This is a genomic window from Microterricola viridarii (assembly GCF_900104895.1).
Lineage (GTDB): Bacteria > Actinomycetota > Actinomycetes > Actinomycetales > Microbacteriaceae > Microterricola > Microterricola viridarii.
In genome coordinates, this window is the sequence record NZ_LT629742.1 from 583244 (window position 1) to 607591 (window position 24348).

A 24348-nucleotide genomic window follows, 5' to 3' on the forward strand; every position below is an offset into this window, starting at 1 on the left:
GGATGCCGCAGGGGATCCACCGCGCGGGGGATGAGGCCGACGAAATTGGACCGAGGTCTTGTTTAAAGGAAGATAGCTTCCTATAGTTTTGCCATGGCACGCAGACGACCGGGAACACTGTTCCCCCTGGAGATCGAGATCCTCGAATGCGGGATCGCGTTGCAGAGCAGTGACGGCGACTTCTATGGCTTCGCCCTGGCCAAGGCGCTCGCCGGGCGCAACGGCGAGGGGCTGACCGCGCACGGCACGCTCTACAAGGCGCTGGCCCGCATGACGGATGCCGGCCTGCTCGACGCGTCCTGGGAGGACGCCGCGCTCGCCGAGGCCGCCGGCCGCCCGCGCCGCCGGCTGTACACGGTCAGCGGCGAGGGCATCCGCGCCCATCAGGCCGCGACGGCCGGTACCCCGGCCGCATCGCCCAGCGGCCTGGCAGCCTTCGCATGAGCGTCACCCCCGTGCCTGCCGCGGCCGGCGCCGTGCGCGCCTGGTGCGAGTGGTACACCCGCGGCCTGCCGGAACAGCTGGCGGCCGAGCGGCGCGACGAGATCGCCTCCGACCTGCACGAGCACGCGGCGTGGGCGGCCGAGCAGGGCATCGCCGAGCGCGATCTGGAGCGCGGCATCCGGCTTCGGATGCTGGGCGGCGCCCTCGCTGACCTGAGCTGGCGGCGCCAGCAGCTGCGCGCGCACGAGACCGCGGAGGCGACCGCGCTGCGCCGCAACGCCCGCGGCGGCCTGCCCGTGCTGGCCTACACGCTCGCCCTGCTGGTGCTCGTCGCCAGCGGTGGCGTGGTGCTGCGGGTGCTGCTGAGCACGGGCCCCGGCGACGCCGCGTTCCACGCGCAGGGCGCCGCCTCTGCCGTGCTCGCGCTGGCCGGGAGCGCCTGCGCCCTCGCCCTGATGGCCCGCCGGCGCACCCGTTGGGTCGGCGCCCTCTGGATGATCGTCGCCGTCTACTGCCTGGTGCGCTACGGAACGAAAGCGCTCGTGTTCGCGAGCGCCACGAGCTCACAGCTGTCCTACTCCGCGGCCGCCTGGGACACCTTCGGCAAGCTCCTCATCGTCGGCCTCACCCTGTTCTTCCTCGGCATGGCGGTGCGCTGGGCGCCCAGCCGGCGCGAGATGGACCGGGGCGCGCGGGCCGTGGCCCGGGCATCGGCGCACATGTCGGAGCAGGCGTCCCGCGTGGGCGAGCCGCTCGCCGTGAGCCGAGGGGCGGTCGGCGGATGACGCGCTCACCCCGCTCCCTCGTCAGCGGCCTGCTCGTGGCGGCCGGCCTCGGCGTGAGCGCCGTCGCCGTCGTCGGCCTGGCGCTCACCGCCGCGGCCACCCCGATGGTGGGCATCGTGCTGCAGCCCGGCGCCCCGGATGCGGGGCAGCAGCCCGCGGCATCCGGAAACGGGGCCATCGACAACTACGAAGAGGCGCTCGACCGCCCGCTCGACCCGTTGACCGCCGACTCCCGCGCCGTCATCGACACCGACCGGGAGCGCGCCCAGTTCGCCGCGTTGCAGGACGACTGCATGGCGGAGGCCGGCTTCGACTGGTGGGATGCGGCCCGCGGCAACACGCCGGCTGGCGAGCCCTGGTGGCTCGCCGAGATCAGCCCGAACGAGGCGACCGCGGTCTACGCGGCGCTGCACGGTGAGAGCGCCGCGGCCGAGTACCGCTGGGAGCAGGCCGGCTGTTACGGCTACGCCCTGCACGAGACCGGCAACGACAACAACCACTAGCCCGACACGGAAACACGGACAGCCCGCACCAGTTCACGCACCATGAGGGGAACATCATGAAACGCAGGATCATCGGCATCGCCGCCGTGGCGAGCGTCGCCGCGCTGACGGCGGCCGCCTTCGCGCTCTCGGCGCAGGCGGCCCCGTGGCAGCAGGCCGCGGCCCCCGCGTCCACCGAGGCACCGGCCGTGCTCGAAGCGGCGACGAATGCCGTACCGGCGGAGGAGCCCGTCGCCCTCGACCCGATGTCGGCGGACTACAACCCGTACACCGACCCGGCCAGCCCGGACTACGTGACGCCGGTCGCCAAGGCCGCCTGGTACGCGAAGGACGCCGTCGTGCGCAAGTGCATGACCGACCTCGGCCTGGGCTACGAGACGGCGCCGTGGTGGCTGGGCGGCAGCGCGCAGCCCAGGGGGCTCGACCACAACCAGAGCATCGACTGGCTCATCGGTTACTCCGGCGCGAACTTCATGCAGCCAACCGGGGTGCCGGAGGAATCCGGGTGCTCCGGGCTCCTCGCGCTCATCGACGCCGGCACGGTCGCGGCCCCGCCCGTGCCCGTCCCCGCCGACCCGGTCGGGCTGCCCACGGAACGCCAGACCTGGCTCGCCTTCGACCAGCTGGTGCGCGACTGCATGACCGAGCGCGGCGTCGAGTACCTCTACTGGGAGTGGTGGAACCCGGAGTACCAGACCCCGTTCGACCCCCTCTCGCTCGAGCCGATGATCCCTGCGGCGCGGCCGCTCGACCTGAACGACGAGCAGATCGCCGCGTGGGAGTTCGCCCTCAACGGCGACGCCGGTGCCGGCGCGGAGTACCGCTGGGAAGACGCCGGCTGCCACGGCTACGCCGTGCACGCCTCGGGCAACGACAACATGCACTAGCCACCGAGATTCCGCGCTCCGCGGCGCCCGGGACATGCAGGAGGGGCGCTGCCGAATGGCAGCGCCCCTCCTGTGCGCAGAGCGGTGTGCGCGGTCGCGTTGTTAGAGCTGTGCGCTCCGACGGCGGGCCACGAGCGCCGCGGCGCCGAGCAGCAGCATCAGCGAGGCGGCGCCGAGCGGCAGCTCGGTCTCCGGCCCGGTCTCGGCCAGCCCGGCCGTGACGTTCAGCGCGTACGCCTGCACGCTCTTCGAGCTCTGGCCCACGACGACGAGGGTGTGGTCGCCGGCGCTCAGCTGCGAGAGCAGACCCGTGGTGAGCTCGACCTGGACGGCGCCGTCGACGACCGCGAACGTGCCGACCAGCACGGGGCTCGAGTACGCATACACATCGACGAAGCTGTCCGCACCCGACCAGGTGATGTTGGCGGCGTGGTTCGATCCGGCGTTGAGCGATCCGGCAGGCAGGCCGGCGGCATCCTGCGCCTGCACTCCGGCGGGAGCGTTGGCCGCCAGGAAGCCGGCGAGCTCGGAGGAGCTCGCGGCCGGGGCGGGAGCAGCGGGCGCGCTCGGGGCCGTCACGGCGGCCGTGATCCCGCTGTTCAACCCGGTGGCGGAGAAGCCCTCAGCGGTTCCGGTGACGCGGACGCCGAGGAAGCGCGTGACCACGTCGTGCGTGACGGTGTAGCTCGTGCCCGTCGCGCCCTCGATGCCGCCGCCCATCATGCCGCCGTTCCAGAACCACTCGTAGCTGAGCGTGGTCCCGGCCGGCCAGCCGGCGGAGGCTGCGGTCAGCGTCTCGCCGACGACGGGGGAGCCGGTGAGGGTGACGGTGACGCCCTCCAGCGGGAGGGAAGGCGGGCCGCCGAAGGTGAACGCCGCGCCGGGCACGTCGAGCGAGACCAGGTAGCTGGCGCTCCGCTCGGAGTAGATGCCGTAGCTGATGACCTCGGTCAGGCCGGCGGCGTCGAGCGCGGGGAGAATCGTGGCGAGAGCCGTCGGGGTGCCGGCGGTGAGCCCGGGGACGTCGCTGTTGACGGTCCACGAGGAGCCGAGGCCCGGGGTGTTGGTGCCGGAGACGGCGCCGACGAAGCGGAGCGTGGTGCTCTCGAGCGCGCTGTTCTGCACAGTGAGCTCGAGCGCGGAGGGAGTGGTGTCCTCGGTGGTCGTCCATGAGACGCGCGCGTCGGCGAAGGCGCCAGCGTAGTCAGAGAGGGGCGTTGGCGTGTCCAGCGTATTCGTGATCGCGGTGGAGTAGGAGATGGACAGCGCGCCGCCGACGTCCTCCAAGCCCTGGGGCGCGTAGGTCTGCCAGCCGGCTTCGCCCGGAACGGCGCCGATGTCGGCCGTGGTGATGTGCGTGACGCCGGCGTCGGCCTGTGCCGGGGCGGCAACGGCGAGGCCGGCTCCGGAGAGCAGGGCGACTCCGAGCCCGAGTGCGGCGCCGCGGCGAAGCCGGGCGACGAGTGTGGTCTGGTTCACGTGTGTGGTTCCGTTCGTAGGGGGCAGATCACCCGTGCAACGAACCAGACAGATCTCGCCTGCAATTCGCCAGACGAACGCCGACTCTTCCGGCGAGATCCGCCTGAGCTTATCCACGTGTCTGCGCGCACGGCGCGACGATCGGCAAATGACACCAGCACTGGGGGCCCGGCGGCGGCCGCCCTCCACCCGATGAGCGCGCGAACTGCGGCCAGCCGGCCGTGTCGTGCCGCCGGAACCGTGGCGCCCTAGGCGGCGTCGACGAGCCCGACGATTCCGGCGACGGCGGATGCCGCGGCCAGCACCAGCGCGGAGCCGATCAGCACGGCGTGCACGGTGAGGAACTTCGTCGGCTTGCCCGCGGCATCCCGCGCCCGCGGGTCGCGGGAGACACGGCGCCAGAAGGTGGGCCAGACCAGCACGTTGAAGGCGGCGTTGACGAGGAGCAGGATGGAGAGCCAGACAGTCATGATGGGTCCAGCCTATTGGCGGTGAAACCCGGGGCCGGCGGGTCGCCTACGCGGGGTCGAGCGGGATGTACGCCCCGTTGAGCTCCGCCGCCGTGGCGTCCCACAGCCCGACGACGCGCTCGGCCAGCTGCTGTTCCAGGCCCGCCAGCGACTTCACGACGAAGATGACGGCGGCGGCAGTGGGGGGCTCGGGCGCTGTGGCCTTGGCGAAGCCCTGCGCGACGGCGCGGGTCCACGCATCGGCGGCCGCTTTGGCGGCGGCGTAGTTGGCGCCGCCGGCGAGCGGGCGCGCGACGGACGCGCTCGAGACGATGGCGAGGCGGCCGGCGTCCGAGGCCAGCAAGTCGTCGTTGAACGCCCGCGTCGTGTTGCGCAGGGTGCCGAAGGCCGCCTCGAGCGCCTGCCAGTCCTCCTCGCTCTGCCCGGCCAGGCCGCCGCCTCCGCGCCAACCGCCGACCAGATGGATCAGCCCGTCGATCCCGCTGTGGCCGTGCGCGGCTGCCTGCGCCCTGATCTCCTCGGACAGCTCGGTGACCGCGGCGAAGTCGCCGAGGTCGCAGACGCGGGTGATGACCCCGGGCACGGATGCCGCGAGCTCGGCGAGCCGCCCGGCATTGGAGCCGACGGCGATCACCCTGGCCCCGGCCGCCGTGAGCGCCGCGGCGCAGGCGTGCCCGGAGGCGCTCGTGGCGCCGGCGATCAGGACGGTGCGCCCGGCGACGCCGGGCGCTGCGGTCGACGTGCTGACGGGCTCAGGCATGCTCATGCTCTCAGGCTAGTGAAGTCGGGCCTCCGCGCCACTTTGCGGCCCTCCGCGCCACACCGGGTGGCGCGGAGGCCGCCGAACTGGCGCGGAGCGCGGGCTAGGCGTCGGGCGAGTTGCCCGTGATGCCGAGCGTCGACTCGATGACCGGCTTCATCTTCTTGTCGAGCGCCTCGAAGAACATCGACAGCGGGAACTCGTCGTCCAGCACCAGGTCGGTGTAGCCCTTCGGCGCACCGGCGAGCACGTCATCCGGAAGCCCCTTGGCCCAGTGCGACGCCGGGTTCGGGGTGAGGGTCTCGGCGATCATGTCGTAGGCGGCAAGCCAGTGCGCCTTCTTCGGGCGGTCGATCGACTTCCAGTACAGCTCGTCGATTTGGGCGCCGAGGGCGATGACGACCTCCGGCACGGCATCCCAATCGAAGGCGAGCTGCGTGTCTGTCCAGTGCAGCACGTGGTGCTGGTGCATCCACGCGAACAGCAGCTGGCCGCCGAGCCCGTCGTAGTTGCGCACCCGGCTGCCGGTGATGGCGAAGCGGAAGATGCGGTCGAAGATCACCGCGTACTGCACCAGCTTGGCGTGCTTGCGCGCCTCCGGGCTCGCGTTCTCGTCGCGCTCGATCGCCACCGACTCGCGGAACGCGGTCAGGTCGCAGCGCAGCTCCTCCAGCGAGTAGAGGAAGAACGGCATCCGCTGCTTGATCATGAACGGGTCGAATGGCAGGTCGCCGCGCATGTGCGTGCGGTCGTGGATCAGGTCCCACATCACGAAGGTCTCTTCGGCCAGCTTCTGGTCGTCGAGCAGCGAGGCCGCGTCCTCCGGCAGTTCGAGCTTGGTGATCTCGGATGCCGCGCGCACCACACGGCGGTAGCGGGCCGCCTCGCGGTCCTGGAAGATCGCGCCCCACGTGAACGTGGGGATCTCGCGCATCGCGACGGACTCGGGGAACAGCACGGCCGAGTTGGTGTCGTAACCGGGCGTGAAGTCGACGAAGCGCAGCGGCACGAACAGCTTGTTGCCGTAGTCGCCGGCCTCCAGCTCGCCGATGAACTCCGGCCACATGACCTCGACCAGCACGGCCTCGACGAAGCGGTTGGTGCTGCCGTTCTGCGTGTACATCGGGAACACGACGAGGTGGCGCAGGCCGTCGACCCGGTGCTGCTGCGGCTGGAACGCGGTCAGCGAGTCGAGGAAGTCGGGCACGGCGAAGCCGCCGGTGCTCCACCGCTCGAAGTCGATGGCGAGCGCGGCCAGGTAGGCGGCGTCGTGCGGGAACAGCGGGGCGAGCTCGCGCACGGCGGCCACGAGCGTGGCGACGTTCTCGGCGGCGGCCGGGTGGTTCGCGGCATCCGGAACCGAGCCGTCCTGTGCCTGCACACCCTGCAGGGCGATCGCGGCCTGCTTGAGGCGGGCCCACGCCGGGTGGTTCTGGACATCGGCGGCGAGCGCGATGTCGAGGGCGGTGGTCAGGCCGTCTTCGACAACCTCGGGCTCACCGACCAGTGCTTGTGCAATGTAATTCGACATGGGAACCTCCCGTCCTCGTAGACGGCCGCGCGCGATGCGAAGTGCAGGCAAACGGCAGTGTGTGCGCCGAAGTGGCGTGTGATCAAGGCTAACGAGCAGAGCGCTGCGTTTTCATGAGGGAGTGCGCAAGGAAGCTGCGTGGTCGCCCGTTCTCGCGCTGAGAATCGGTGCTGCGCTGCGGATTCTCGCGTTCCCGTCGGGACGTAGGCTGAGCGCGTGCAATTCTCGCTCTGGCTCGCCCTGCTCGGCGCCACCCTCCTGATCAGCTTCACGCCCGGCGCCGGAGCGATCAATACGATGAGCAACTCCCTGAACGCGGGCTTCCGCCGCTCGATCTGGGGGATCCTCGGCCAGCAGGCCGCGCTCGTGATCCACATCGTGATCGTGGCGCTCGGCGTCGGCGTGCTCGTGGCCAGCTCGCCGATCGCGTTCAACGTGATTCGCTACACCGGTGCCGCCTACCTCGTCTACCTCGGTGTGCGGCAGTTCCTTGCCAAGCCCTCGACAGACGAGGAGAGCATCGAGCTCCGGCGCAACGAGCCTGCCTGGTCGATGTTCCGCCGCGGTCTCTGGGTGAACCTGCTCAACCCCAAGGCGATCGTGTTCTTCCTCGCCTTCCTGCCGCAGTTCATCCGGCTCGACCAGCCGCTGCTGCCGCAGTACCTGGTCGTCGCCGTCACGGTGATGGTGGTCGACATCCTGGTGATGTGGTTCTTCTTCGCCGGGGCGGCACGCAGCTTCCAGCGCTTCACCCGTGACGCCCGCGGCCAACTGGTGTTGAACCGCGTGTTCGGCTCGCTGTTCGTCGCCGTCGGCGCCATGCTCGCCGTCATCCACTAGCCGGCTCGGCCGGGGTCAGAGGCGGCCGAGGGCGTGCTCGAGGATCGCCGCGTGGCTGGGCGCCAGGTTGGCCTTGGCCGCGAGCGTGATCGAGCGCGGGTCGGCGAACGCGTCGGCGCTGACCTCATTGCCGCGGGCCACGGGCATGCAGTGCATGAGCACGCCGCCGGCGGCCGTGAGCTCGAGCACGGCGCTCGTCACCTGCAGCGCCTGGAATGCGTCCCGGATGCCGCCGGGCTCCAGCGCCGCGGCCGGCCAGCCGTCGCAGTAGAGCACCTCGGCGCCGGAGCACGCCGCCTCGAGCTCGGTGCTCGTGGCGACGGCGCCGCCCCGGGCCCGGATGCCGTCGAGGTAGGCGTCGGGCGCGGCGAACCCGGCGGGTGCCAGCTGGGTGACGGTGATCGCGTACCGGGTGGAGAGCTCGCACCACGAGCGGAACAGGTTGGTGTCGGCGCCGACGAAGGTCAGGGCGAGCCCGTCGAGGCTGCCCCGGCGCTGGCGCAGCGTGAACGCCTCCGACACGACCTCGCAGGGGTGCCCGAGCGCGGTCATCGCGCTCACGACGGGCACGCCAGAGTGGGCGGCGAGCTCGCGCACCTCGGCGTCGTCGCCGTGGCGGACGACGACGGCGTCCACCCCGCCGCTCAGGATGGCGGCGGTGTCGCAGATCGGCTCGCGCTCGCCGAGGGCGATCGGCAGGTCGACCCGGTGCCCGCCGATCAGGTCGATGGCCGTGTCGAAGGCCAGCCGGGTACGGAAGGCCGGCCCGGCGAACACCGTCGCGATGCGCACGCGGGGCCCGCGGGGCTCCGCGCTGCCGGCCGCCCACTCGGCCGAGCGGGCGAGGACGGCGTCGAGTTCGGCGCGGGTCACGGTGAGCAGGTCGAGGAAGTGCGGCATCGCCCCAGTCAACCATCGGTCGCGTAGAGTCGCGCCATGACAGCGGATGCGGCCACGCCACAGGTGCCCGATGGCGCTGCGGCCGTGCAGCGGGCGCTCGCCGAGCTGGCCGACCCGGAACGGGCGGCCTCCAGCCAGCGCTTCTTCAAGACCGGGCCGGGCCAGTACGGCGAGGGCGACGTGTTCGTGGGCGTGACGGTTCCCCAACTGCGGGGCGTCGCCCGCCGCTTCGCCGAGCTTCCGCTGGCCGAACTCGACCTGCTGCTGGCGAGCCCCGTGCACGAGCACCGCCTCATCGGGCTGCTCATCGCTACGAGACAGTTCGAGACGGCGAGCATGCCGCGCGGCCTCGACGAGGGCCGGCGGGCGGCGCTCGCGGCGTGGTACCTCGGTGCCGTGCGCCGGGGGCGCGTCAACAACTGGGACCTGGTCGACAGCTCGGCCCCCGGCATCCTCGGCGGCTGGCTGTTCGACCGGCCGCGGGACGTGCTGTTCGAGCTGGCCGCGAGCCCGGTGCTCTGGGAACGCCGCGTCGCCATGATCTCCACGCAGGGCTTCATCAACCGCGGCGATGCGTCGACCGCGCTCGAGCTGGCTGCGCTGCTGCGCGACGACCCCGAGGACCTCATGCAGAAGGCGGTCGGCTGGATGCTGCGCGAGATCGGCAAGCGCGTGGACCGCGGCCTGCTGATCGCTTTCCTCGACGAGCACGCGAGCCGGATGCCGCGCACCGAGCTCAGCTACGCCACCGAGCACCTCGACCCCGCGCTGCGCGCCCACTACCGCGCGCTGCGCTGAGAGCGCCTCGCCGCTCGGCTGTTGGCTTCGGTCGCTGGCGCTCCCTCGAGCCAACGTGGGCTTTGGCGGGCTGGACCGCGGGGTCGCCTCTGTCCACGTCGGCTGGAGGGCGCCGCGCCGCGACGAAGGAGCAGCGCAGCGCCCGAAGCCCTGAGCGTCTTGGCAGACACAGGTGCCCGCGGCATCTGCGTACGCCGCGCAGGCTCGTCGGGCGGCGGCTGTTGGCTTCGGCCGCTGGCGCTCCCTCAAGCCAACGGGGTTTACTCCGCCGCGGCGAGCCGCCAGAGCGAGGTGATCTCGGCCGCGCGGGCCACGTGCAGCGGGTCGCTCGTGTCGCTGGCGCGGCCGTGCGTCGGGCGAGTGTCGTGGCGCTCGATCACGCGCAGGCCCGAGTCCTCGATCAGGTCGAGCAGCTCGCCGCGCGAGCGCAGCCCGAGGCGCTCGGCCAGGTCCGAGATGACCAGCCAGCCCTCGCCGCCGGGCGCCAGGTGCGCGGCCAGCCCGCCGAGGAAGCCGCGCAACATCCGGCTCTCCGGGTCGTACACGGCGTAGTCGCTCGGGATCCGCGCCTCGACCGGCAGCCACGGCGGGTTGCAGACGATCAGCTCGGCGAGCCCCGGCGCGAACAGGTCGGCCTCGACCACCTCGACCTGCTCGGCCAGCCCCAGCCGGTCCAGGTTCTCGCGGGCGCAGGCAATGGCGCGCGGGTCCAGGTCGGTCGCCGTCACGCTGCGGATGCCGCGCCGCGCGAGAATCGCGGCGAGCACCCCGGTTCCGGTGCCGATGTCCATCGCGCGGCTCACCTCGGGCAGCGGGGCGCTCGCCACGAGCTCGAGGTACTCGCCGCGCACCGGCGCGAAGACGCCGTAGTGCGGGTGGATGCGCCCGGGCAGGCCCGGCGCGTCCAACTCCGGCACCTCGACGCCGCGGCGGCGCCACTCGTGCGAGCCGATCACGCCGAGCAGTTCGCGCAATGAGACGAGCGAGTCCTGCGCGGCGTCGACTGGTCCGTACACCTCCACGCACGCCTCGCGCACGTCCGGCGCGCGCCGCAGCGGCACCGCGTGGCCGGCGTCCAGCGGCACAAGCAGCAGGCCGAGCAGCTGCGCCCGGTGGAAGCTCTGCTCGCGGTGCTGGCGGAAGGCCAGTGAGAGATCCCGCGGCGGGCGGCGGTTGCCCTTGTCGATGCGGGCCGCGAGCGCCCGCAGCAGCTGGCGGGCGGCCTGGTAGTCGCCGCGCCAGAGCAGCGCCGTGCCCTCGGACACCAGGCGGTGGGCCTCGGCGGCCGGCATCCGCTCGTCGGCGATGGCCACGCGCGCCGGAACCGGCCAGCCGCTCTCCGAGCGCCAGAGCGCCGTGTGCCGCTCGCCGCCCTCGAGCCAGCTCACGCGGGCGGGCTCGGCCTGCCGGTCGAGGGGCGTGGACTCAGTGCTGGGCATGGTGGCCAATCTGCGCGGCGGCGGCCGCGGGCGGCCCCGCGCGAGCGCGAGAAAATCGTGTCGGCGGAGGACCCACCGTGCCATCGAGTATCCCAGCCCGAGCTGGGGCCGGCGCGGCACCTGCGAGAATGGGGCCATGTCCCGAACTGTTCGCGGTGCCCGCGTTCTCATCACCGGAGCCGCCAGCGGCATGGGCCGCCTCTACGCCGAGCGCGCAGTGGCAGAGGGGGCGGCATCCGTCGTCCTCTGGGACAGGGATGCCGCGGCACTCGCCCGCACCGTCAAGGAGCTCGGCGGGGAATCGCAGGGCCGCACCCGCGTGCACTCCTACGTGATCGACCTCGCCGATCTCGGCGCGATCGCGCAGACGGCCCAGCGGGTGCGCACCGAGGTGGGCAACCCCGACGTGCTCATCAACAATGCCGGAATCGTGCGCGGCAACCAGTTCTTCTGGCAGAGCGACAACGGCGAGGACACCCGGCCGACGGTGCAGATCAACGCGCTCGCGCCGATGTACACGACCCGTGAATTTCTGCCCGGCATGATGGCGAACCCGTATCGGGCGGCGCGCATCGTGAACATCGCCTCGGCCGCCGGCACCCTGTCGAACCCGCGGATGAGCGTCTACGCCGCCTCGAAGGCGGCCCTCATCGGCTGGAGCGACTCGCTGCGGCTCGAGCTCGAGCAGGAGGACCACGGCAACGTGCGGGTGACGACGGTGTGCCCGAGCTACATCTCGACCGGCATGTTCGCCGGCGCCCGCGGGCCGCTGCTCACGCCCGTGCTCACCCCCGAATACGTCGTCGACCGGGTCTGGCGCGCCATGCTGGCCGGCAAGCCGCAGCTGCTGCTGCCCTGGTCGGTCGGGCTCTCCAAGGCGCTGCGCGGCGTGCTGCCTGTGCGGGTCTGGGACGCCGTGGCCGAGGTGTTCGGCGTCTACCGCTCGATGGCCGGGTTCACGGGCCGGGAGCGCAGCGGCGAGCACGGCGGCAGCCGCCCCTGAGTCAGAGGCCGCAGCCGAGACCGGTGCCCGGCGCCACGCGGAACCGGCCTGGCCAGGTGTCTCTACACTTGAAGCGTGGATATCACCGGATTGAATGAGTTCCTGGCCGACATCGAGTTCTCGGGCGTCGTGCTTGTGCGGAAGGGCGACCAGACTCTCTTCGAGGCCGCCAGCGGCCTGGCCACACAGCGCTGGGGCGTCGCCAACCGGGTGGACACCCGGTTCGACACCTCCGCGATCACCAAGCTGTTCACCAGCGTCGGCGTGCTGCAGCAGGTCGTGGCCGGTCGGCTCGATCTCGAGGCCTCCATCCACGACTACGTCGACCTGACCGGCACCACCATCGGCCGTGACGTCACCCTGCTGCACCTGCTCACCCACACCAGCGGGCTCGCGGATGACGCCGACGAGGCCGCCGGCGAGGACTACGCCGAGCTCTACGTCGACACCCCCAACTACTCGATCTCCCGCACCAGCGACCTGCTGCCGTTCTTCGCGCAGAAGGCCCCGCTGGAGGCGCCCGGCGTGGAGAGCCACTACATCAACGCCGGCTACGTGCTGGCCGGCCTCGCCCTGGAGCAGGCCACCGGGCTCAGCTACCGCGCCTACATCGAGCGCGACGTCTTCGCCGCCGCGGGCATGAAGTCGAGCGGCTTCTTCGAGCGCCAGGGCGCCACCCCGAACGTCGCAGAGGGCTGGGACCAGGCCGAGGACGGCAGCTGGGAGTCCAACATCTACAAGGCGCCGCCGATCGGCGGCCCGGACACCGGCGCGCACGCGACCGCCGAGGACCTGCTGCGCTTCCTCACGGCACTGCGCACCGGCGTGCTGCTGAACCCCGAGTACACCAGCGAGTTCTTCACGCCGCAGGTCGAGCACGACGAGGAGACCTTCTACGGGCTCGGCCTCGAGTTCGACATGAACGAGGACGGCAGCGTGCGCTCCTACTTCAAGGACGGCATCAGCGCCGGCGCCAGCGGCATCCTGCGCCACTACCTCGACGAGGGCATCGACGTCGTCGTGCTCAGCAACGCCGAGGAGGGCGCATGGGACGTCATCCGTGAGCTCGACGAGCGCCTCGGCGGCTAGTCGGCAGCTCTGCCGCGCGCGCTCCTCGTCTCGCTAGGATGGCGGCACGCGAACGAAGGGGATGCGCGATGGCGCTTTCGGGCTGGCACCTGCTCGTCATTCTGGCCGTGCTCCTCGTGATGGCGGCCGGGGCGGTCGGCATCATCTTCCTGGGCGTGTACCTCGCCCGGCGTGCGGCGCCGGCATCGCCGGCGTTCACGGCCGAGCCGGGGCACGCGCCCGCGGCGCAACCGGAACCGGCCGAGCTGCGTGCCGCGCGCCTGGCCGAGCTCGAGGACCTGAGCGCGCGCAGGCTGCTCAGCGTGGCGGAGTACGAGGCCAAACGGGCGGAGATCCTCGACGAGATCTAGCGCTCCCCGGCGCTCGGGACCACGGCAGCTGCCTCCAGAGGCGGGCGGCGAACTGGGGGCCTAGGTCCCCTGACTTCGCCGAACCGGCTGCGTAGCGTGGCGGCATGCCTACGCAATCCACGGGGATCTCCCTGCGCCACGTCGTTCTGCCGGGGGTGGCTGCTGCCACCGCCCTGGCCTTGGCCGCCGTCGCCCCGGCATCCGCCGAGCCCGCTGACACCATTGCAACGGTCACCACGCACACGGTCGCCGCCGCGAGCGTCGCGCCGATGGACCCGAGCCTCAACCCGTTCATCGACGGGATGCAGGAGGCCTGGTACTCCACCGGCGCGATCGCGCCCGCCGGGCCGATCTCGTTCCCCCACATCGTCTCGGACGCGTCGGGGGCGGATCCGAGCGGAGACACGAGCGACGGGGGCTTCGTCGACAACCTCTTCTTGCTTCCGGCGACACCGCAGAACTGCACGCGCACGGTCTCGAGCTTCAGCTACTCCTACGACCTCCTCGAGGTCATCTCCTGGCACACCGACATGGTTGAGAGCTACAGCGCGCTCCTCTCCGGACCGGACGCCGCTGCGGTGCCGATGAGCGACGAGAGCGCCTCGACAGACGGGATCGGCTGGCTGGAGTACCCCGAAGAGGCGCCCGGCCTGGTCTTCCACGGGCTCACCACGCCCTACGCGGACGTCATGCCGCTGGTCGGCAGCATCACGATGGCGTACCCGGAGCCGGTGGATGCGGCAACCGCCATGGCGTACGTCGGGTTCGGGTATCCCGTCGTCTCCGCGTGGACCCTGACCGACGCCTCGTTCGTGGTGACCGACACCTGCACCACGAACAAGCCTGTCGTGGTGCCGCCGGTTGTTGTTCCGCCGGTTGTCGTGCCACCGGTTGTCGTGCCGCCGGTTGTCGTGCCACCGGTAGTCGAGCCGCCGGTTGTCGTGCCGCCGGTCGTGGTGCCACCGGTCGTCGAGCCGCCCGTGGTGGTGCCGCCGGTCGCGCCCGCGCCCGTCGTGGTTCCGGCCGCAACGCCTGCCCAGCCCCTGGCCGAGACCGGGGTGGAGGCGGGCGCCATCGGTGCCGCCGCCGCGCTCCTGCTCGGCGTTGGTGCAGCTGCAGCGCTGTTTGCTCGCCGCCGCGCGACCAGCTAGGAGCCCGCGCTCAGAACTGCCGCTCGCTGCCGCCGCCGAGCAGGCGGGCCCCGCCCGCCTGCTCGGCCCGCAGCGGCTTCGCCATCTCGAACTCCAGCCTGCTCCGGTCCAGCGGGTACGGGTGCACGGCGCCGGTCTCCTCGAAGCCGTGCCGCTTGTAGAACCGGCGGGCGGCGGTGCTGTCCTGGTGCACCTCCAGCGTGAGCACATCGCCGTGCAGCCCCGCCCACTCCTCGATGCCGGCGAGCAGCGCGCCGCTCACCCCGGCTGCCGCCCCGCGCCAGTCCGGCGCCACATACACGCCCACGAGCCGCGCACCGGCGGCGCCCTCCGGCAGGATCGCCGCCATGGTGCCGACCCACCGGCCGGTCTCCTCGCCCCCGGTGAGGATCGCCGCGAGGCTGATGGCGCCCGGCCCCGCCGTGCGGCGCGCGCGCTCCCGCCAGCCCGCCTCATCGCGCGCCGCGGCATCCGCCACCGTCTCGAGGTAGGCGTGCGGGGTGTCGGCGAGCATCTCCAGCCGGAGCGCCCGCGTCTCGGCCCAGTCCTGCTCGGTCGTTCGGCGGATGAGGAACGGGGCGGCGGTCATCTCCCCAGTCTGCCCGATGCACCCGGGCGGCGTGGCTTCGGGCCGTGCTAGGTTTGCCATGCGCACATAAGTGCGTTTGGCAAACATTCTGACGATGTGGTTGGGTGGGCTCGGCATGATTTCAAAGGTGGTCCCCGCGGTTGCGGATGCCGTCGCGGGCGTCGCGGACGGCGACACGATCCTGGTCGGCGGCTTCGGCCGGGCCGGCCAGCCGGTCGAGCTGATCGACGCGCTGCTCGCACAGGGCGCGCGCGACCTCACCATCGTCAGCAACAACGCCGGCAACGGCGACGTCGGCCTGGCCGCGCTGCTGGCGGAGGGGCGCGTGCGGAAGATGGTCTGCTCGTTCCCGCGGCAGGCAGACTCGCACGTCTTCGACGCCCTCTACCGGGCGGGCAAGGTCGAGCTGGAACTCGTGCCGCAGGGCAACCTGGCCGAGCGGATCCGGGCGGCCGGCGCCGGCATCGGCGCCTTCTTCACGCCGACCGGGGTCGGCACCGTGCTCGCCGAGGGCAAGGAGACGCGCTCCATCGACGGCCGCGACTACGTGCTCGAGTACCCGATCCGCGCCCAGTTCGCGCTGATCAGCGCGTTCAAGGGCGACCGCTGGGGCAACCTCGTCTACCGCAAGACGGCGCGCAACTTCGGGCCGATCATGGCGACCGCGGCCGCCATCACGGTCGCCCAGGTCGACGAGATCGTCGAGCTCGGTGTGCTCGACCCCGAGACGGTCGTCACGCCCGGCATCTTCGTCAACCGCGTCGTGCAGGTGTCGGAGCGCGACTGGCTGCGCGACGGACACTTCGTTGGCCAGCGGGAATCGGCAGTGACGGGGGCAACCGCATGACCACCAGAATCAGCCGCGACGAGCTGGCCGCGCGCATCGCCCGCGACATCCCGGAGGGCTCCTACGTGAACCTCGGGATCGGGGCGCCCACCCTGGTCTCCAACTTCCTCCCGCGCGACCAGGAGATCATCCTGCACACCGAGAACGGCATGCTCGGCATGGGCGAGGAGCCGGCCCCCGGCCAGGTCGACCCCGACCTGATCAACGCGGGCAAGCTGCCGGTCACGGAGTTGCCGGGCGCCTCCTACTTCCACCACGCCGACTCCTTCGGCATGATGCGCGGCGGCCACGTCGACGTCTGCGTGCTCGGCGCGTTCCAGGTGTCGGAGCGCGGCGACCTCGCCAACTGGAGCACGGGCGCGCCCGGCTCCGTGCCGGCCGTCGGCGGCGCCATGGACCTGGCCGTCGGCGCGAAACAGGTGTTCGTGATGACCGACCTGCTCGGCAAGGACGGCACCTCCAAGCTCGTGGCCGCCTGCAGCTACCCGCTCACCGGGGTGCGCTGCGTCACCCGCGTGTACACCGACCACGCCGTCTTCGACGTGGGCGAGAGCGGCTTCGTCATCCGCGAGCTGTTCGCCGACAACACCCGCGAGAGTCTGCAGGCGCTCACGGGCCTGACCCTGACCGAACCGACCCCGATCGAGGGAGCATCATGACCGGCAGCTTCATCTACGACGCCGTGCGCAGCCCGTTCGGGCGCTACGGCAAGGGCCTGGCCGAGGTGCGCCCGGACGACCTCGCGGCGCACACCCTCAGCAGCCTGCTCGCCCGGCACGCCGGCCTCGACCCGGTGCTGATCGACGAGATCCTGCTCGGCGCCGCCAACCAGGCCGGCGAGGACAACCGCAATGTGGCGCGGATGACGGCGCTGCTCGCCGGGCTGCCGACGAGCGTCACCGGGGCGACCGTGAACCGGCTCTGCGGCTCCGGCATGGAGAGCGTCATCCAGGCCAGCCGCGCGGTTGAGTCCGGGGACGCATCCCTCGTCGTCGCCGGCGGCGTCGAATCGATGAGTCGGGCGCCCTGGGTGCTGCCGAAGCCCGCGCGCGGCTACCCGGCCGGCAACGAGACCCTGCACTCGACGACGCTGGGCTGGCGCCTGACCAACCCGCGGATGCCCGCGCAGTGGACGGTCGGGCTCGGCGAGACCGCCGAGATGCTCGCCGACCGCTTCGCCATCTCGCGCGAGGAACAGGACGCCTTCGCGCTGCGCAGCCACCGACTGGCCGCCGCGGCGTGGGACGCCGGGGTTTTCGACGACGAGGTCGCCGCCGTGCCCGGCACGAGCGTCAGCCGCGACGAGGGCGTCCGGGCCGAGTCCACTCCGGAGGCGCTGGCCGGTCTGAAGCCCGCCTTCCGGCCGCAGGGATCGGTCACCGCCGGCAACTCCTCCCCGCTGAACGACGGCGCATCCATGCTCTTCGTCGGCGGCGAGCGGACCGCCCTCGGAATCGACCCGCTCGCCCGCATCATCGGCCGCGGCGTGGCCGGCAACAACCCGGACGAGTTCGGCATCGCCCCCGTCGAGGCCGCGAACCGGGCGCTGGCCCGCGCGGGCAAGAGCTGGGCGGATGTCGACGTGCTCGAGATCAACGAGGCCTTCGCCTCGCAGGCGCTGGCCTGCCTGCGGCTGTGGCCGGAGTTCGACCCGGAGAAGGCCAACATCCACGGCGGGGCGATCGCCATCGGGCACCCGCTCGGCGCCTCCGGCGGCCGCATCATCGGACACCTCGCGCACGAGCTGGCCCGCCGCGGCGGCGGAGTCGGGGTCGCGGCGATCTGCATCGGCGTCGGGCAGGGGCTCGCGGTCGTGCTCGAACGCTAACCTGAAGCACATGGAGACCAAGCCCAGCAGTGACTATGTGCAATCGCTGGCCCGCGGACTCGCCGTCATCGGCGCCTTCGACGCGGAGCACCGCGAGCTCACACTGAGCGACGTCGCCGCCCGCACCGGTCTCACCCGGGCGACGGCCAGGCGGTTCCTGCTCACGCTGGTCGACCTCGGCTATGTGCGCGCAGACGGCCGCGGCTTCTCGCTCACCCCCAAGGTGCTCGAGCTCGGCTACAGCTACCTCTCGGCGCTCGGCCTGCCCGAACTCCTGCAGCCGTTCCTCGCCGAGCTCAGCCGCGAGCTCGGCGAATCGACATCCGCGGCCATCCTGGACGGGTCAGACATCGTCTACGTGGCGCGGGTGCAGGCCAAGCGCATCATGAGCGTCGGCATCACGATCGGAACCCGCTTCCCCGCCCCGACCACCTCGATGGGGCGCGTGCTGCTGGCCGGGCTCGGCCAGCCGGCCCTCGACGCGGTGCTGGCGGCCGCGCCGCCCACCGGGATCACGGCGGGCACGCTGACGGATGTCGCGGCGGTGCGCCGGAGGATCGACGAGGTCCGCACGGCCGGCTGGTGCCTCGTCGACCAGGAGCTCGAGGTCGGGCTGCGCTCGATCGCCGCGCCGATCCGGGCGGCCGACGGCCGGGTGCTCGCGGCCATCAACGTGTCGACGAGCGTCGCCACAGTGTCGCTGGAGCAGTTGGCCGGACCCTACAAGGACGCCCTGCTCGACGTCGCGGCGCGGGCCAGCGCCGCCGCCGGCCACGGCGCGTTCCACGCGCACTAGCGGCCGCGGCGTCCGCCGGCCCCGCCGCCCTAGAAGGTGAGGAGCCGGGGAACGGCGCTCAGCGAGATCCAGGAGCCGAGCAGGAGCCCGAGGCCGACCGCGACGGTGCCGAGCAGCGGAACCCAGTAGGCGACCCGGCGAAGGCGCAGGAAGGCGATCGTGGTGACGATCGTCACCAGGGCGAGGAGGATGGGCAGCGCCACCGCCACGACATAGCCCAGTTGCATCTGCTCGGGGCTGCACCCCTCGCCGCAGCCGCCTGCGGCCATCGGCAGGGACAGGCCGACCAGCGCGGAGCCGCCGGTTGCCACGAGCAGCACGAGGATGAACACGGAGGAGAGCGCGACGTCCCAGACGCGGATACGGCGAGTGACAGTCATTGAACCAAATGTACCGGCGCCGCCTCCACGTCTCCTGAAGCCGCTCGGGCGACGACCGGCTAGCTGGCGAGCAGCGCCCGGTCGTCGAGCGTTGCGCCCTTGATCTTGGCGAACTCGGCCAGCAGGTCGGGGACGGTCATGGAGCGCTTCTGCTCCTCGGCGGCCTCGAAGATGATGCGGCCCTCATGCATCATGATGAGCCGGTTGCCGAGGCGCAGAGCCTGTTCCATGTTGTGCGTCACCATCAGCGTGGTCAGCCTGTCCTTCTCGACGACGTTCTTCGTCAGCGTCGTGACCAGCTCGGCGCGCTGCGGGTCGAGGGCGGCCGTGTGCTCGTCGAGCAGCAGGATGCGCGGCTGGGTGAAGCTCGCCATCAGCAGCGACAGCGCCTGGCGCTGGCCGCCGGAGAGCAGCCCGACCTTCGCCTTGAGCCGCTTCTCGAGGCCGAGCTCCAGCGCCAGCAGCTCCTCGGCGAACTGCTCGCGGCGGGCCCGCGTCACGCCCCGGCCGAGGCCGCGCGACTTGCCGCGGCGCAGCGCGAGCGCGAGGTTCTGCTCGATGCTGAGCGTCGGCGCGGTGCCGGCCATCGGGTCCTGGAACACGCGGCCGATGTAGGCGGCGCGGGCGTAGTCCTTGAGCCTGCTGACGTTGCGGCCATCGATCGAGATGGTGCCGGTGTCGACGCCGAGCTTGCCCGAGATGGTGTTGAGCAGCGTGGACTTGCCGGCGCCGTTGCTGCCGATCACGGTGACGAAGTCGCCGGCGTTCAGCTCGAGCGAGACCTCGCTGAGCGCCTTGCGCTCGTTGACCGTGCCCGCAAAGAAGGTCTTGGAGATGTTGTCGATCTTCAGCATGTCGATTCCTCTGGAACTCTGGGCTACTTGGCGGAGGCGGTCGAGGCGAGCTCGGGCTCGGGCTCGGCGGCGGCGGCATCGGACGAGGCGGGCGCCGCGGCATCCGGCATCTCGAAGGTCGAGCGGCCGCCGCCGATCCGCAGGCGCGGCAGCTTCTTGAGGAAGCCCCAGCGCGGCAGCAGCAGCGCGGCGACGACGAGGCCGGCGGTGACCAGCTTCATGTCGTTCGGGTCGAGGCCGCCCGCCAGCGCGAAGAAGATGACGAGGCGGTAGACGATGGCGCCGACGATCACCGCGAGGGTGCTCACCATGACGCTGCGGCCCGACAGGATCGCCTGGCCGATGATGACGGATGCCAGGCCGACCAGGATCAGGCCGATGCCCATGCTGATGTCGGCGAAGCCCTGGTACTGGGCGACGAGGGCGCCGCAGAGGGCGACGAGGCCGTTGGAGAGCGCGAGGGTGAGGATCGTGGTGCCGTCGGTGTTGACGCCGAAGCTGCGGATCATCTGGTCGTTGTCGCCGGTGGCCTGGATGGCGAGGCCTCGGTCGGTGCCGAGGAACCAGTCGATGGCGAACTTGATCACGAGAACGAGGATCGCGAAGACGAGGATCGCCCCGGGGCCGCCGATCAGGCCATTCTCGCGCAGCGGCGTCATGACGGTCTCCTCGCGCAGCAGCGGCAGGTTGGATTTGCCCATGATGCGCAGGTTGATCGACCAGAGGGCGATCATGGTCAGGATGCCGGCGAGCAGGCCGTCGATCTTGCCCTTGGTGTAGAGCAGGCCGGTGACGGTGCCGGCGACCAGCCCTGACGCCGCCCCCGCGAGGGTGGCGACAGGGGCTGGCACGCCCTGGAGGATGAGTGATGCGGCGACCGCAGCACCGGTCGTGAAACTGCCGTCGACGGTGAGGTCGGGAAAGTTCAGTACCCGAAAAGTGAGGTACACCCCGAGCGCCATGACGCCGTAGAGCAGACCGAGTTCGATCGCCGCATTCATCTCAATGTCCTTCGTGAAGGTGATTCGTTGGTGGCGGAGGCCGTGTTACTCGATGACCTGGTCTGCACGGTCGACGAGGGAGGCGGGCAGGGTGACACCCATGCGCTCCGCGGCGGCCGGGTTGATGATGACCTCGAGGGTGTCGAGGGTCTCAACGGCCATGCTGGCCGGGTCGGCGCCCTCTTCGAGGATGCGGATCGCCATCAGGCCGGTCTGGTAGCCCAGGTCGGAGTAGTTGATGCCGTAGGTGGCGATGGCGCCGCGGGTGACCTGGCCGCCCTCCGCGCCGAACAGCGGAACGCCGTTGGCCTCGGAGAACTGGATGACGGCCTCGAGGCCCTCGGTCACGCGGTTGTCGGTGGGGATGTAGATCGCATCGACGCCCTTGAGCGAGTCGGCGGCCTGGGCAACCTCGCTGGAGTTGGTGACCGTGGCCTCCTTGATCTCCAGGCCGAGCTCCTTGGCAGCATCCTTGGCCATGTCGACCTGCACGGAGGAGTTGACCTCGCCCGAGCTGTAGATGATGCCGACCGTCTTGGCGCCGGGCACGACCTCGGTGATGAGGGCGATCTGCTCGGCGACCGGGTTCAGGTCGCTGGTGCCGGTGACGTTGCCGCCCGGGGCCTCCCAGCTGGCGACGAGGCCGGCCTCGGCCGGCTCGGTGACGGCGGTGAAGAGGATCGGGATGTCGGTGATGGCCTGTGCCGCGGCCTGCGCGGTCGGCGTGGCGATCGCCAGGACGAGGTCGACCTTGTCGGTGGCGAACTTGCCGGCGATGGTCGTGGCGGTGGCCTGCTCGCCCTGGGCGTTCTGCTCGTCGTAGATGACGTCGGTTCCGTCGACGTAGCCGGCGTCGGTGAACGCCTTCTTGAAGCCCTCGCGGGCGGCGTCGAGGGCCTCGTGCTGCACGATCTGACTGATGCCGATGCGGATCGGCTGGGTGCCGGACTCGCCCCCCTCACTGGCGCCGGGGCCGGCCGCGGGGGCGCAGCCGGCGAGTGCGGTTGCGGCCGTGGCGACGATGGCCAGGCTGAGCAGTGCGCGTGAACGCTTCATGGGTGGTTCTCCTTTGAACGGGTGGTGCATTGCTGTGAGAGGTGAAGTGTCAGGGCGTGGGCTGCAGCGTCGCCATCGCCGCGAGGAAGCGGTTGTTGGCCTCTGTGCTGCCGATGCTCACGCGGATGCCCTCGCCGGGCCAGGCGCGGGCGAGCACGCCGTGCTCGGTGAGCGCCGCGTTCACGTCGTCTGTCTGGGCGCCGGTGCGCAGCCAGACGAAGTTGGCGAGCGAGTCCGAGTGCTTCCACCCGCCCGCCGCGAGCTCGGCGGATACGCGGCCGCGCTCGGCCATGATCTGGTCGATGCGCTCGCCGAGCTCGGCCTCGGCGTCGAGCGAGGCGACGGCCGCGCGCTGGGCGAGGTCCGTGACCGCGAACGGCACGGCCACCCGGCGCAGGTTGGCGGCGACGGTGGGCTGGGCGATGGCGTAGCCGAGGCGCAGGCCGGCCAGGCCGTACGCCTTCGAGAACGTGTGCAGCACGGCGATGTTCGGGTAGCGGCGGAAGAAGTCGATGCCCTCCGCGGTGTTCTCGTCGCGGTTGAAGTGCACGTAGGCCTCGTCGATGACGACGAGCACGTCGGCGGGGACGCGCTCGAGGAAGCGCTCCAGCTCGGCCCGGGTGACGCCGGTTCCGGTGGGGTTGTTCGGGTTGCAGACGAAGATCAGCCGGGTGCGCGGGGTGATGGCATCCGCCATCGCGTCGAGGTCGTGCGCGTCGTCGGCCGTCAGTGGCACTGCGATCGGGGTGGCGCCGGCCACGGTCACGAGGATCGGGTAGGCCTCGAAGGAGCGCCAGGCGAAGATGACCTCGTCGCCGGTGCCCGCGCTGGCCTGGATCAGCTGCGCCGCGACCTCGACCGAGCCGGCGCCGAATGCCACGTTGTCGACGTCGACGCCGAACTTCTCGGCCACGCGCTGGCTGATGGCGGGTGCCGACATCGCCGGGTAGAGGTGGATCGTGCTGAGCGCCTCGACGACGGATGCCACGACGGAGGGCAGCGGCGGGAACGGGTTCTCGTTCGACGACAGCTTGAACACGTCGGCGCTGGACGGCGTCGCGCCCTGCTTGTACGCGGGCAACTCCGCAATGACCTCGCGCTGCCGAACCATGACTCACGACCTTCTGGGTACTGGGCCGTGACTTCTGCGTCAACGGCGACGTGATGAGTGAGCGTAGTTCGAATCAGAACGACCATGCAAATTGGATGTGGATTACCGAACAAGCTGTAGTATCTGCGACGTAGTTGCCCATAGATGTGTGACAAGTTGGCAGGTAGATCATGAGCGTTGACGCTTTGGACTATGCGATCGTCAAACTCTTCGCCGAGGAACCCGGCGTCAGTGTCGTCGAGGCGTCGCGGCGCCTCGGGGTGGCCAGGATCACGGTGCAGGCCCGGCTCAGCCGGATGCACGAGAACGGCGTCATCGAGCGCATCGAGCCGCGGCTGAACCCGGCGGCGTTCGGCTACCCGGTCTCGGCGATCACCCACGTCGAGCTCGACCAGGGCGTCGGCTACGCGGTGGCGTTCGAGTCGCTGCGACAGATCCCCGAGGTGATCGACATGTACACGACATCCGGCGACAGCGACGTGGTGATCCGCATGGTGGCGCGCTCCAACTCCGATCTGCAGCGCGTGTTCGACGCCATCATGCAGTCGAAGGCGGTCACCCGCACTCGCAGCTCGATCGTGCTGGAGACCCAGTTCGAGAACAAGGTGATGCCGCTGTTCGCCGCCGCGGCCGCCGAGCGGTCGACGCCCGACCGACGCCGCACCGCCCCGCACCACGACGCCGCAGGGTCGCCGACTCGGGCCGAGCCCGCCGCCCCCGCTGGGTGAGCCTGCTGCCGCTGGTTGAGCCCACCCCGCTGGTTGAGCTTGTCGAAACCTAGAAGAAGTTGGGGATCGCAGTCATAACCAGGGCAGCGCCGATGAGCAGCCCGACGACCACACCGCCGATTCCGGCCAGCGGCACCCAGAAGGCCAGCCGGCGCTTCACCAGGAACACGATCGTGATCACGATCGCCGCGAGAGCCGCCACGATCGGCAGCGCCAGGGCCAGGATGACGCCGACCTCGATCTGGCCGATGTTGCAGCCCTGGCCGCAACCGTCGGAGGCCATCGGCAGGAAGATGCCGATCGACAGCGCGGTGAGGGTCGCCGCGAGCAGGGCCAGCACGAGCACGGCGGAGAGGACGATGTCCCAGACACGGACGGGGCGAAGTTCAGACATTCCACCCACGCTAGCGGCGCCCTCCGCCCGGCCCGGCGGCGCCGCGGCCCCAGTTCTGGGCGGGCGCAGTGGGAATGCACGTCGGCTGAGGCGGCCGCGCCGCGAGGAACGAGCAGCGGAGCCGCCGCTGCCCGGGAGCGGGCGTGGTCGTGCGGTTGTTGGCTTCGGTCGCTGGCGCTCCCTCGAGCCAACGGGAGGAGACCCGCACCGTCCCGCCCCGATCCCGTTGGTCGAGTAGCGAGGAACGAGCGTATCGAGACCTCGTACTGCGCACTGTCGCACGCCGGAAGCCGGGTCTCGATACGGCCCTGGCGGGCCTACTCGACCAGCGGGGC

Annotated in this window: 27 protein-coding genes and 1 pseudogene; 15 read left to right on the forward strand and 13 right to left on the reverse strand. The window is 71.3% G+C overall.

All coding sequences use genetic code 11. From position 1 onward, the window contains the following. The first annotated feature begins 93 nt into the window (after nucleotides 1-93). From BLT62_RS02735 to BLT62_RS02750, 4 genes are read left to right on the forward strand one after another with little or no spacing between them, the layout of a single operon-like run. Nucleotides 94-444 carry a PadR family transcriptional regulator gene (locus BLT62_RS02735; RefSeq protein WP_083362678.1) on the forward strand — a complete coding sequence of 117 codons (351 nt, stop codon included), beginning with the start codon at nucleotides 94-96 and terminating at the stop codon, nucleotides 442-444. Next, nucleotides 441-1229, forward strand: a complete 789-nt coding sequence (locus BLT62_RS02740; protein WP_083362679.1) for a hypothetical protein — start codon at nucleotides 441-443, stop codon at nucleotides 1227-1229. Before BLT62_RS02735 ends, BLT62_RS02740 begins: the two co-directional genes overlap by 4 nt. Then, a complete protein-coding gene (locus tag BLT62_RS02745; RefSeq protein WP_083362680.1) occupies nucleotides 1226-1732 on the forward strand; it encodes a hypothetical protein in 507 nt (168 codons plus the stop codon). Before BLT62_RS02740 ends, BLT62_RS02745 begins: the two co-directional genes overlap by 4 nt. 56 nt (nucleotides 1733-1788) lie before the next feature. Beyond that, nucleotides 1789-2619, forward strand: coding sequence for a hypothetical protein (locus BLT62_RS02750; protein WP_083362681.1), 831 nt, complete (start codon nucleotides 1789-1791; stop codon nucleotides 2617-2619). A gap of 102 nt (nucleotides 2620-2721) precedes the next feature. Here the strand turns inward: BLT62_RS02750 and BLT62_RS02755 are convergent, their stop codons facing one another. The 4 genes from BLT62_RS02755 to BLT62_RS02770 all read right to left on the reverse strand — a co-directional run bounded on the left by BLT62_RS02755 (nucleotide 2722) and on the right by BLT62_RS02770 (nucleotide 6859). Further along, on the reverse strand, nucleotides 2722-4098 hold the full coding sequence (locus tag BLT62_RS02755; protein WP_083362682.1) for a hypothetical protein: 1377 nt from the start codon (nucleotides 4096-4098) through the stop codon (nucleotides 2722-2724). Between the two features lie 248 nt (nucleotides 4099-4346). After that, nucleotides 4347-4568, reverse strand: a complete 222-nt coding sequence (locus BLT62_RS02760; RefSeq protein ID WP_083362683.1) for an SCO4848 family membrane protein — start codon at nucleotides 4566-4568, stop codon at nucleotides 4347-4349. 46 nt (nucleotides 4569-4614) lie between these two features. Further along, nucleotides 4615-5334: an SDR family NAD(P)-dependent oxidoreductase gene (locus BLT62_RS02765; protein WP_083362684.1), complete on the reverse strand. Its 720-nt coding sequence runs from the start codon at nucleotides 5332-5334 to the stop codon at nucleotides 4615-4617. A gap of 97 nt (nucleotides 5335-5431) precedes the next feature. After that, the gene (locus BLT62_RS02770) at nucleotides 5432-6859 is read right to left on the reverse strand and encodes a DUF6421 family protein (protein ID WP_083362685.1); all 1428 of its coding nucleotides are present in this window, start codon (nucleotides 6857-6859) and stop codon (nucleotides 5432-5434) included. A gap of 216 nt (nucleotides 6860-7075) precedes the next feature. Here BLT62_RS02770 and BLT62_RS02775 point away from each other — a divergent pair, with 216 nt between their 5' ends. Beyond that, entirely contained in the window at nucleotides 7076-7699 is a 624-nt protein-coding gene (locus tag BLT62_RS02775; RefSeq protein ID WP_083362686.1) for a LysE family transporter, read from the forward strand. A gap of 15 nt (nucleotides 7700-7714) precedes the next feature. Here the strand turns inward: BLT62_RS02775 and BLT62_RS02780 are convergent, their stop codons facing one another. Continuing rightward, the gene (locus BLT62_RS02780; protein WP_083362687.1) at nucleotides 7715-8599 is read right to left on the reverse strand and encodes an ornithine carbamoyltransferase; all 885 of its coding nucleotides are present in this window, start codon (nucleotides 8597-8599) and stop codon (nucleotides 7715-7717) included. A gap of 36 nt (nucleotides 8600-8635) precedes the next feature. Here BLT62_RS02780 and BLT62_RS02785 point away from each other — a divergent pair, with 36 nt between their 5' ends. After that, nucleotides 8636-9397, forward strand: a complete 762-nt coding sequence (locus BLT62_RS02785) for a DNA alkylation repair protein (RefSeq protein WP_083362688.1) — start codon at nucleotides 8636-8638, stop codon at nucleotides 9395-9397. A gap of 260 nt (nucleotides 9398-9657) precedes the next feature. Here BLT62_RS02785 and BLT62_RS02790 read toward each other — a convergent pair whose 3' ends face one another. Next, nucleotides 9658-10836: a methyltransferase gene (locus BLT62_RS02790; RefSeq protein ID WP_083362689.1), complete on the reverse strand. Its 1179-nt coding sequence runs from the start codon at nucleotides 10834-10836 to the stop codon at nucleotides 9658-9660. Between the two features lie 136 nt (nucleotides 10837-10972). Here BLT62_RS02790 and BLT62_RS02795 point away from each other — a divergent pair, with 136 nt between their 5' ends. The 4 genes from BLT62_RS02795 (at nucleotide 10973) to BLT62_RS17835 (ending at nucleotide 14429) form a co-directional block, all read left to right on the forward strand. Continuing rightward, nucleotides 10973-11839: an SDR family oxidoreductase gene (locus BLT62_RS02795; protein ID WP_083362690.1), complete on the forward strand. Its 867-nt coding sequence runs from the start codon at nucleotides 10973-10975 to the stop codon at nucleotides 11837-11839. A 75-nt stretch (nucleotides 11840-11914) separates the two neighbouring features. Beyond that, complete coding sequence (locus BLT62_RS02800) at nucleotides 11915-12928, forward strand: serine hydrolase domain-containing protein (RefSeq protein WP_083362691.1); 1014 nt, start codon at nucleotides 11915-11917, stop codon at nucleotides 12926-12928. Nucleotides 12929-12996: 68 nt separating this feature from the next. Continuing rightward, the gene (locus tag BLT62_RS02805; protein WP_083362692.1) at nucleotides 12997-13278 is read left to right on the forward strand and encodes a hypothetical protein; all 282 of its coding nucleotides are present in this window, start codon (nucleotides 12997-12999) and stop codon (nucleotides 13276-13278) included. A gap of 104 nt (nucleotides 13279-13382) precedes the next feature. Continuing rightward, nucleotides 13383-14429 carry a hypothetical protein gene (locus BLT62_RS17835; RefSeq protein ID WP_172829616.1) on the forward strand — a complete coding sequence of 349 codons (1047 nt, stop codon included), beginning with the start codon at nucleotides 13383-13385 and terminating at the stop codon, nucleotides 14427-14429. Between the two features lie 10 nt (nucleotides 14430-14439). On the opposite strand, the gene BLT62_RS02815 is transcribed toward BLT62_RS17835, so the two are convergent. Beyond that, nucleotides 14440-15018, reverse strand: coding sequence for a GNAT family N-acetyltransferase (locus tag BLT62_RS02815; RefSeq protein ID WP_083362694.1), 579 nt, complete (start codon nucleotides 15016-15018; stop codon nucleotides 14440-14442). Nucleotides 15019-15133: 115 nt separating this feature from the next. Between BLT62_RS02815 and BLT62_RS02820 the strand changes: the two genes are divergently transcribed. The 4 genes from BLT62_RS02820 to BLT62_RS02835 are packed head-to-tail and all read left to right on the forward strand — an operon-like array spanning nucleotide 15134 to nucleotide 18489. Beyond that, complete coding sequence (locus BLT62_RS02820) at nucleotides 15134-15865, forward strand: 3-oxoacid CoA-transferase subunit A (protein ID WP_083362695.1); 732 nt, start codon at nucleotides 15134-15136, stop codon at nucleotides 15863-15865. Further along, a complete protein-coding gene (locus BLT62_RS02825) occupies nucleotides 15862-16524 on the forward strand; it encodes a 3-oxoacid CoA-transferase subunit B (protein WP_083362696.1) in 663 nt (220 codons plus the stop codon). Before BLT62_RS02820 ends, BLT62_RS02825 begins: the two co-directional genes overlap by 4 nt. Next, a complete protein-coding gene (locus BLT62_RS02830) occupies nucleotides 16521-17693 on the forward strand; it encodes a thiolase family protein (protein ID WP_083362697.1) in 1173 nt (390 codons plus the stop codon). Before BLT62_RS02825 ends, BLT62_RS02830 begins: the two co-directional genes overlap by 4 nt. 10 nt (nucleotides 17694-17703) lie before the next feature. Beyond that, nucleotides 17704-18489 (forward strand): IclR family transcriptional regulator domain-containing protein, encoded by a 786-nt coding sequence (locus tag BLT62_RS02835; RefSeq protein ID WP_083362698.1) that lies wholly within the window; start codon nucleotides 17704-17706, stop codon nucleotides 18487-18489. A 29-nt stretch (nucleotides 18490-18518) separates the two neighbouring features. Here the strand turns inward: BLT62_RS02835 and BLT62_RS02840 are convergent. From BLT62_RS02840 to hisC, 5 genes and pseudogenes are all read right to left on the reverse strand, one after another. Further along, a pseudogene (locus BLT62_RS02840) lies at nucleotides 18519-18935 on the reverse strand (hypothetical protein); the annotation flags it as partial. Next, nucleotides 18929-19723: an ABC transporter ATP-binding protein gene (locus BLT62_RS02845; protein ID WP_083362700.1), complete on the reverse strand. Its 795-nt coding sequence runs from the start codon at nucleotides 19721-19723 to the stop codon at nucleotides 18929-18931. The gene BLT62_RS02845 and the pseudogene BLT62_RS02840, both read right to left, overlap by 7 nt. 23 nt (nucleotides 19724-19746) lie before the next feature. Then, nucleotides 19747-20724, reverse strand: coding sequence for an ABC transporter permease (locus BLT62_RS02850; RefSeq protein ID WP_083362701.1), 978 nt, complete (start codon nucleotides 20722-20724; stop codon nucleotides 19747-19749). Between the two features lie 45 nt (nucleotides 20725-20769). Further along, nucleotides 20770-21780: an ABC transporter substrate-binding protein gene (locus tag BLT62_RS02855; RefSeq protein WP_083362702.1), complete on the reverse strand. Its 1011-nt coding sequence runs from the start codon at nucleotides 21778-21780 to the stop codon at nucleotides 20770-20772. Nucleotides 21781-21829: 49 nt separating this feature from the next. Further along, a complete protein-coding gene (hisC, locus tag BLT62_RS02860) occupies nucleotides 21830-22891 on the reverse strand; it encodes a histidinol-phosphate transaminase (protein ID WP_083362703.1) in 1062 nt (353 codons plus the stop codon). A 170-nt stretch (nucleotides 22892-23061) separates the two neighbouring features. On the opposite strand from hisC, the gene BLT62_RS02865 reads away from it, so the two are divergent. Then, nucleotides 23062-23619: an Lrp/AsnC family transcriptional regulator gene (locus BLT62_RS02865; protein WP_083362704.1), complete on the forward strand. Its 558-nt coding sequence runs from the start codon at nucleotides 23062-23064 to the stop codon at nucleotides 23617-23619. Nucleotides 23620-23668: 49 nt separating this feature from the next. On the opposite strand, the gene BLT62_RS02870 is transcribed toward BLT62_RS02865, so the two are convergent. Next, nucleotides 23669-24013 (reverse strand): hypothetical protein, encoded by a 345-nt coding sequence (locus BLT62_RS02870; RefSeq protein ID WP_083362705.1) that lies wholly within the window; start codon nucleotides 24011-24013, stop codon nucleotides 23669-23671. Between the last annotated feature and the right edge of the window lie 335 nt (nucleotides 24014-24348).

Excerpts from the sequence above, each read along its gene's own strand:
- BLT62_RS02765 (WP_083362684.1), bottom strand. The coding sequence starts at position 5,334 with ATGAGCATGCCTGAGCCCGTCAGCACGTCGACCGCAGCGCCCGGCGTC.
- BLT62_RS02785 (WP_083362688.1), top strand. The coding sequence starts at position 8,636 with ATGACAGCGGATGCGGCCACGCCACAGGTGCCCGATGGCGCTGCGGCC.
- BLT62_RS02815 (WP_083362694.1), bottom strand. The coding sequence starts at position 15,018 with ATGACCGCCGCCCCGTTCCTCATCCGCCGAACGACCGAGCAGGACTGG.
- hisC (WP_083362703.1), bottom strand. The coding sequence starts at position 22,891 with ATGGTTCGGCAGCGCGAGGTCATTGCGGAGTTGCCCGCGTACAAGCAG.
- BLT62_RS02805 (WP_083362692.1), top strand. The coding sequence starts at position 12,997 with ATGGCGCTTTCGGGCTGGCACCTGCTCGTCATTCTGGCCGTGCTCCTC.
- BLT62_RS02865 (WP_083362704.1), top strand. The coding sequence starts at position 23,062 with ATGAGCGTTGACGCTTTGGACTATGCGATCGTCAAACTCTTCGCCGAG.
- BLT62_RS02830 (WP_083362697.1), top strand. The coding sequence starts at position 16,521 with ATGACCGGCAGCTTCATCTACGACGCCGTGCGCAGCCCGTTCGGGCGC.
- BLT62_RS02845 (WP_083362700.1), bottom strand. The coding sequence starts at position 19,723 with ATGCTGAAGATCGACAACATCTCCAAGACCTTCTTTGCGGGCACGGTC.
- BLT62_RS02740 (WP_083362679.1), top strand. The coding sequence starts at position 441 with ATGAGCGTCACCCCCGTGCCTGCCGCGGCCGGCGCCGTGCGCGCCTGG.
- BLT62_RS02790 (WP_083362689.1), bottom strand. The coding sequence starts at position 10,836 with ATGCCCAGCACTGAGTCCACGCCCCTCGACCGGCAGGCCGAGCCCGCC.
- BLT62_RS02780 (WP_083362687.1), bottom strand. The coding sequence starts at position 8,599 with ATGCCGCACTTCCTCGACCTGCTCACCGTGACCCGCGCCGAACTCGAC.
- BLT62_RS02750 (WP_083362681.1), top strand. The coding sequence starts at position 1,789 with ATGAAACGCAGGATCATCGGCATCGCCGCCGTGGCGAGCGTCGCCGCG.
- BLT62_RS02850 (WP_083362701.1), bottom strand. The coding sequence starts at position 20,724 with ATGAATGCGGCGATCGAACTCGGTCTGCTCTACGGCGTCATGGCGCTC.
- BLT62_RS02745 (WP_083362680.1), top strand. The coding sequence starts at position 1,226 with ATGACGCGCTCACCCCGCTCCCTCGTCAGCGGCCTGCTCGTGGCGGCC.
- BLT62_RS02835 (WP_083362698.1), top strand. The coding sequence starts at position 17,704 with ATGGAGACCAAGCCCAGCAGTGACTATGTGCAATCGCTGGCCCGCGGA.
- BLT62_RS02760 (WP_083362683.1), bottom strand. The coding sequence starts at position 4,568 with ATGACTGTCTGGCTCTCCATCCTGCTCCTCGTCAACGCCGCCTTCAAC.
- BLT62_RS17835 (WP_172829616.1), top strand. The coding sequence starts at position 13,383 with ATGCCTACGCAATCCACGGGGATCTCCCTGCGCCACGTCGTTCTGCCG.
- BLT62_RS02735 (WP_083362678.1), top strand. The coding sequence starts at position 94 with ATGGCACGCAGACGACCGGGAACACTGTTCCCCCTGGAGATCGAGATC.
- BLT62_RS02855 (WP_083362702.1), bottom strand. The coding sequence starts at position 21,780 with ATGAAGCGTTCACGCGCACTGCTCAGCCTGGCCATCGTCGCCACGGCC.
- BLT62_RS02770 (WP_083362685.1), bottom strand. The coding sequence starts at position 6,859 with ATGTCGAATTACATTGCACAAGCACTGGTCGGTGAGCCCGAGGTTGTC.
- BLT62_RS02820 (WP_083362695.1), top strand. The coding sequence starts at position 15,134 with ATGATTTCAAAGGTGGTCCCCGCGGTTGCGGATGCCGTCGCGGGCGTC.
- BLT62_RS02825 (WP_083362696.1), top strand. The coding sequence starts at position 15,862 with ATGACCACCAGAATCAGCCGCGACGAGCTGGCCGCGCGCATCGCCCGC.
- BLT62_RS02795 (WP_083362690.1), top strand. The coding sequence starts at position 10,973 with ATGTCCCGAACTGTTCGCGGTGCCCGCGTTCTCATCACCGGAGCCGCC.
- BLT62_RS02870 (WP_083362705.1), bottom strand. The coding sequence starts at position 24,013 with ATGTCTGAACTTCGCCCCGTCCGTGTCTGGGACATCGTCCTCTCCGCC.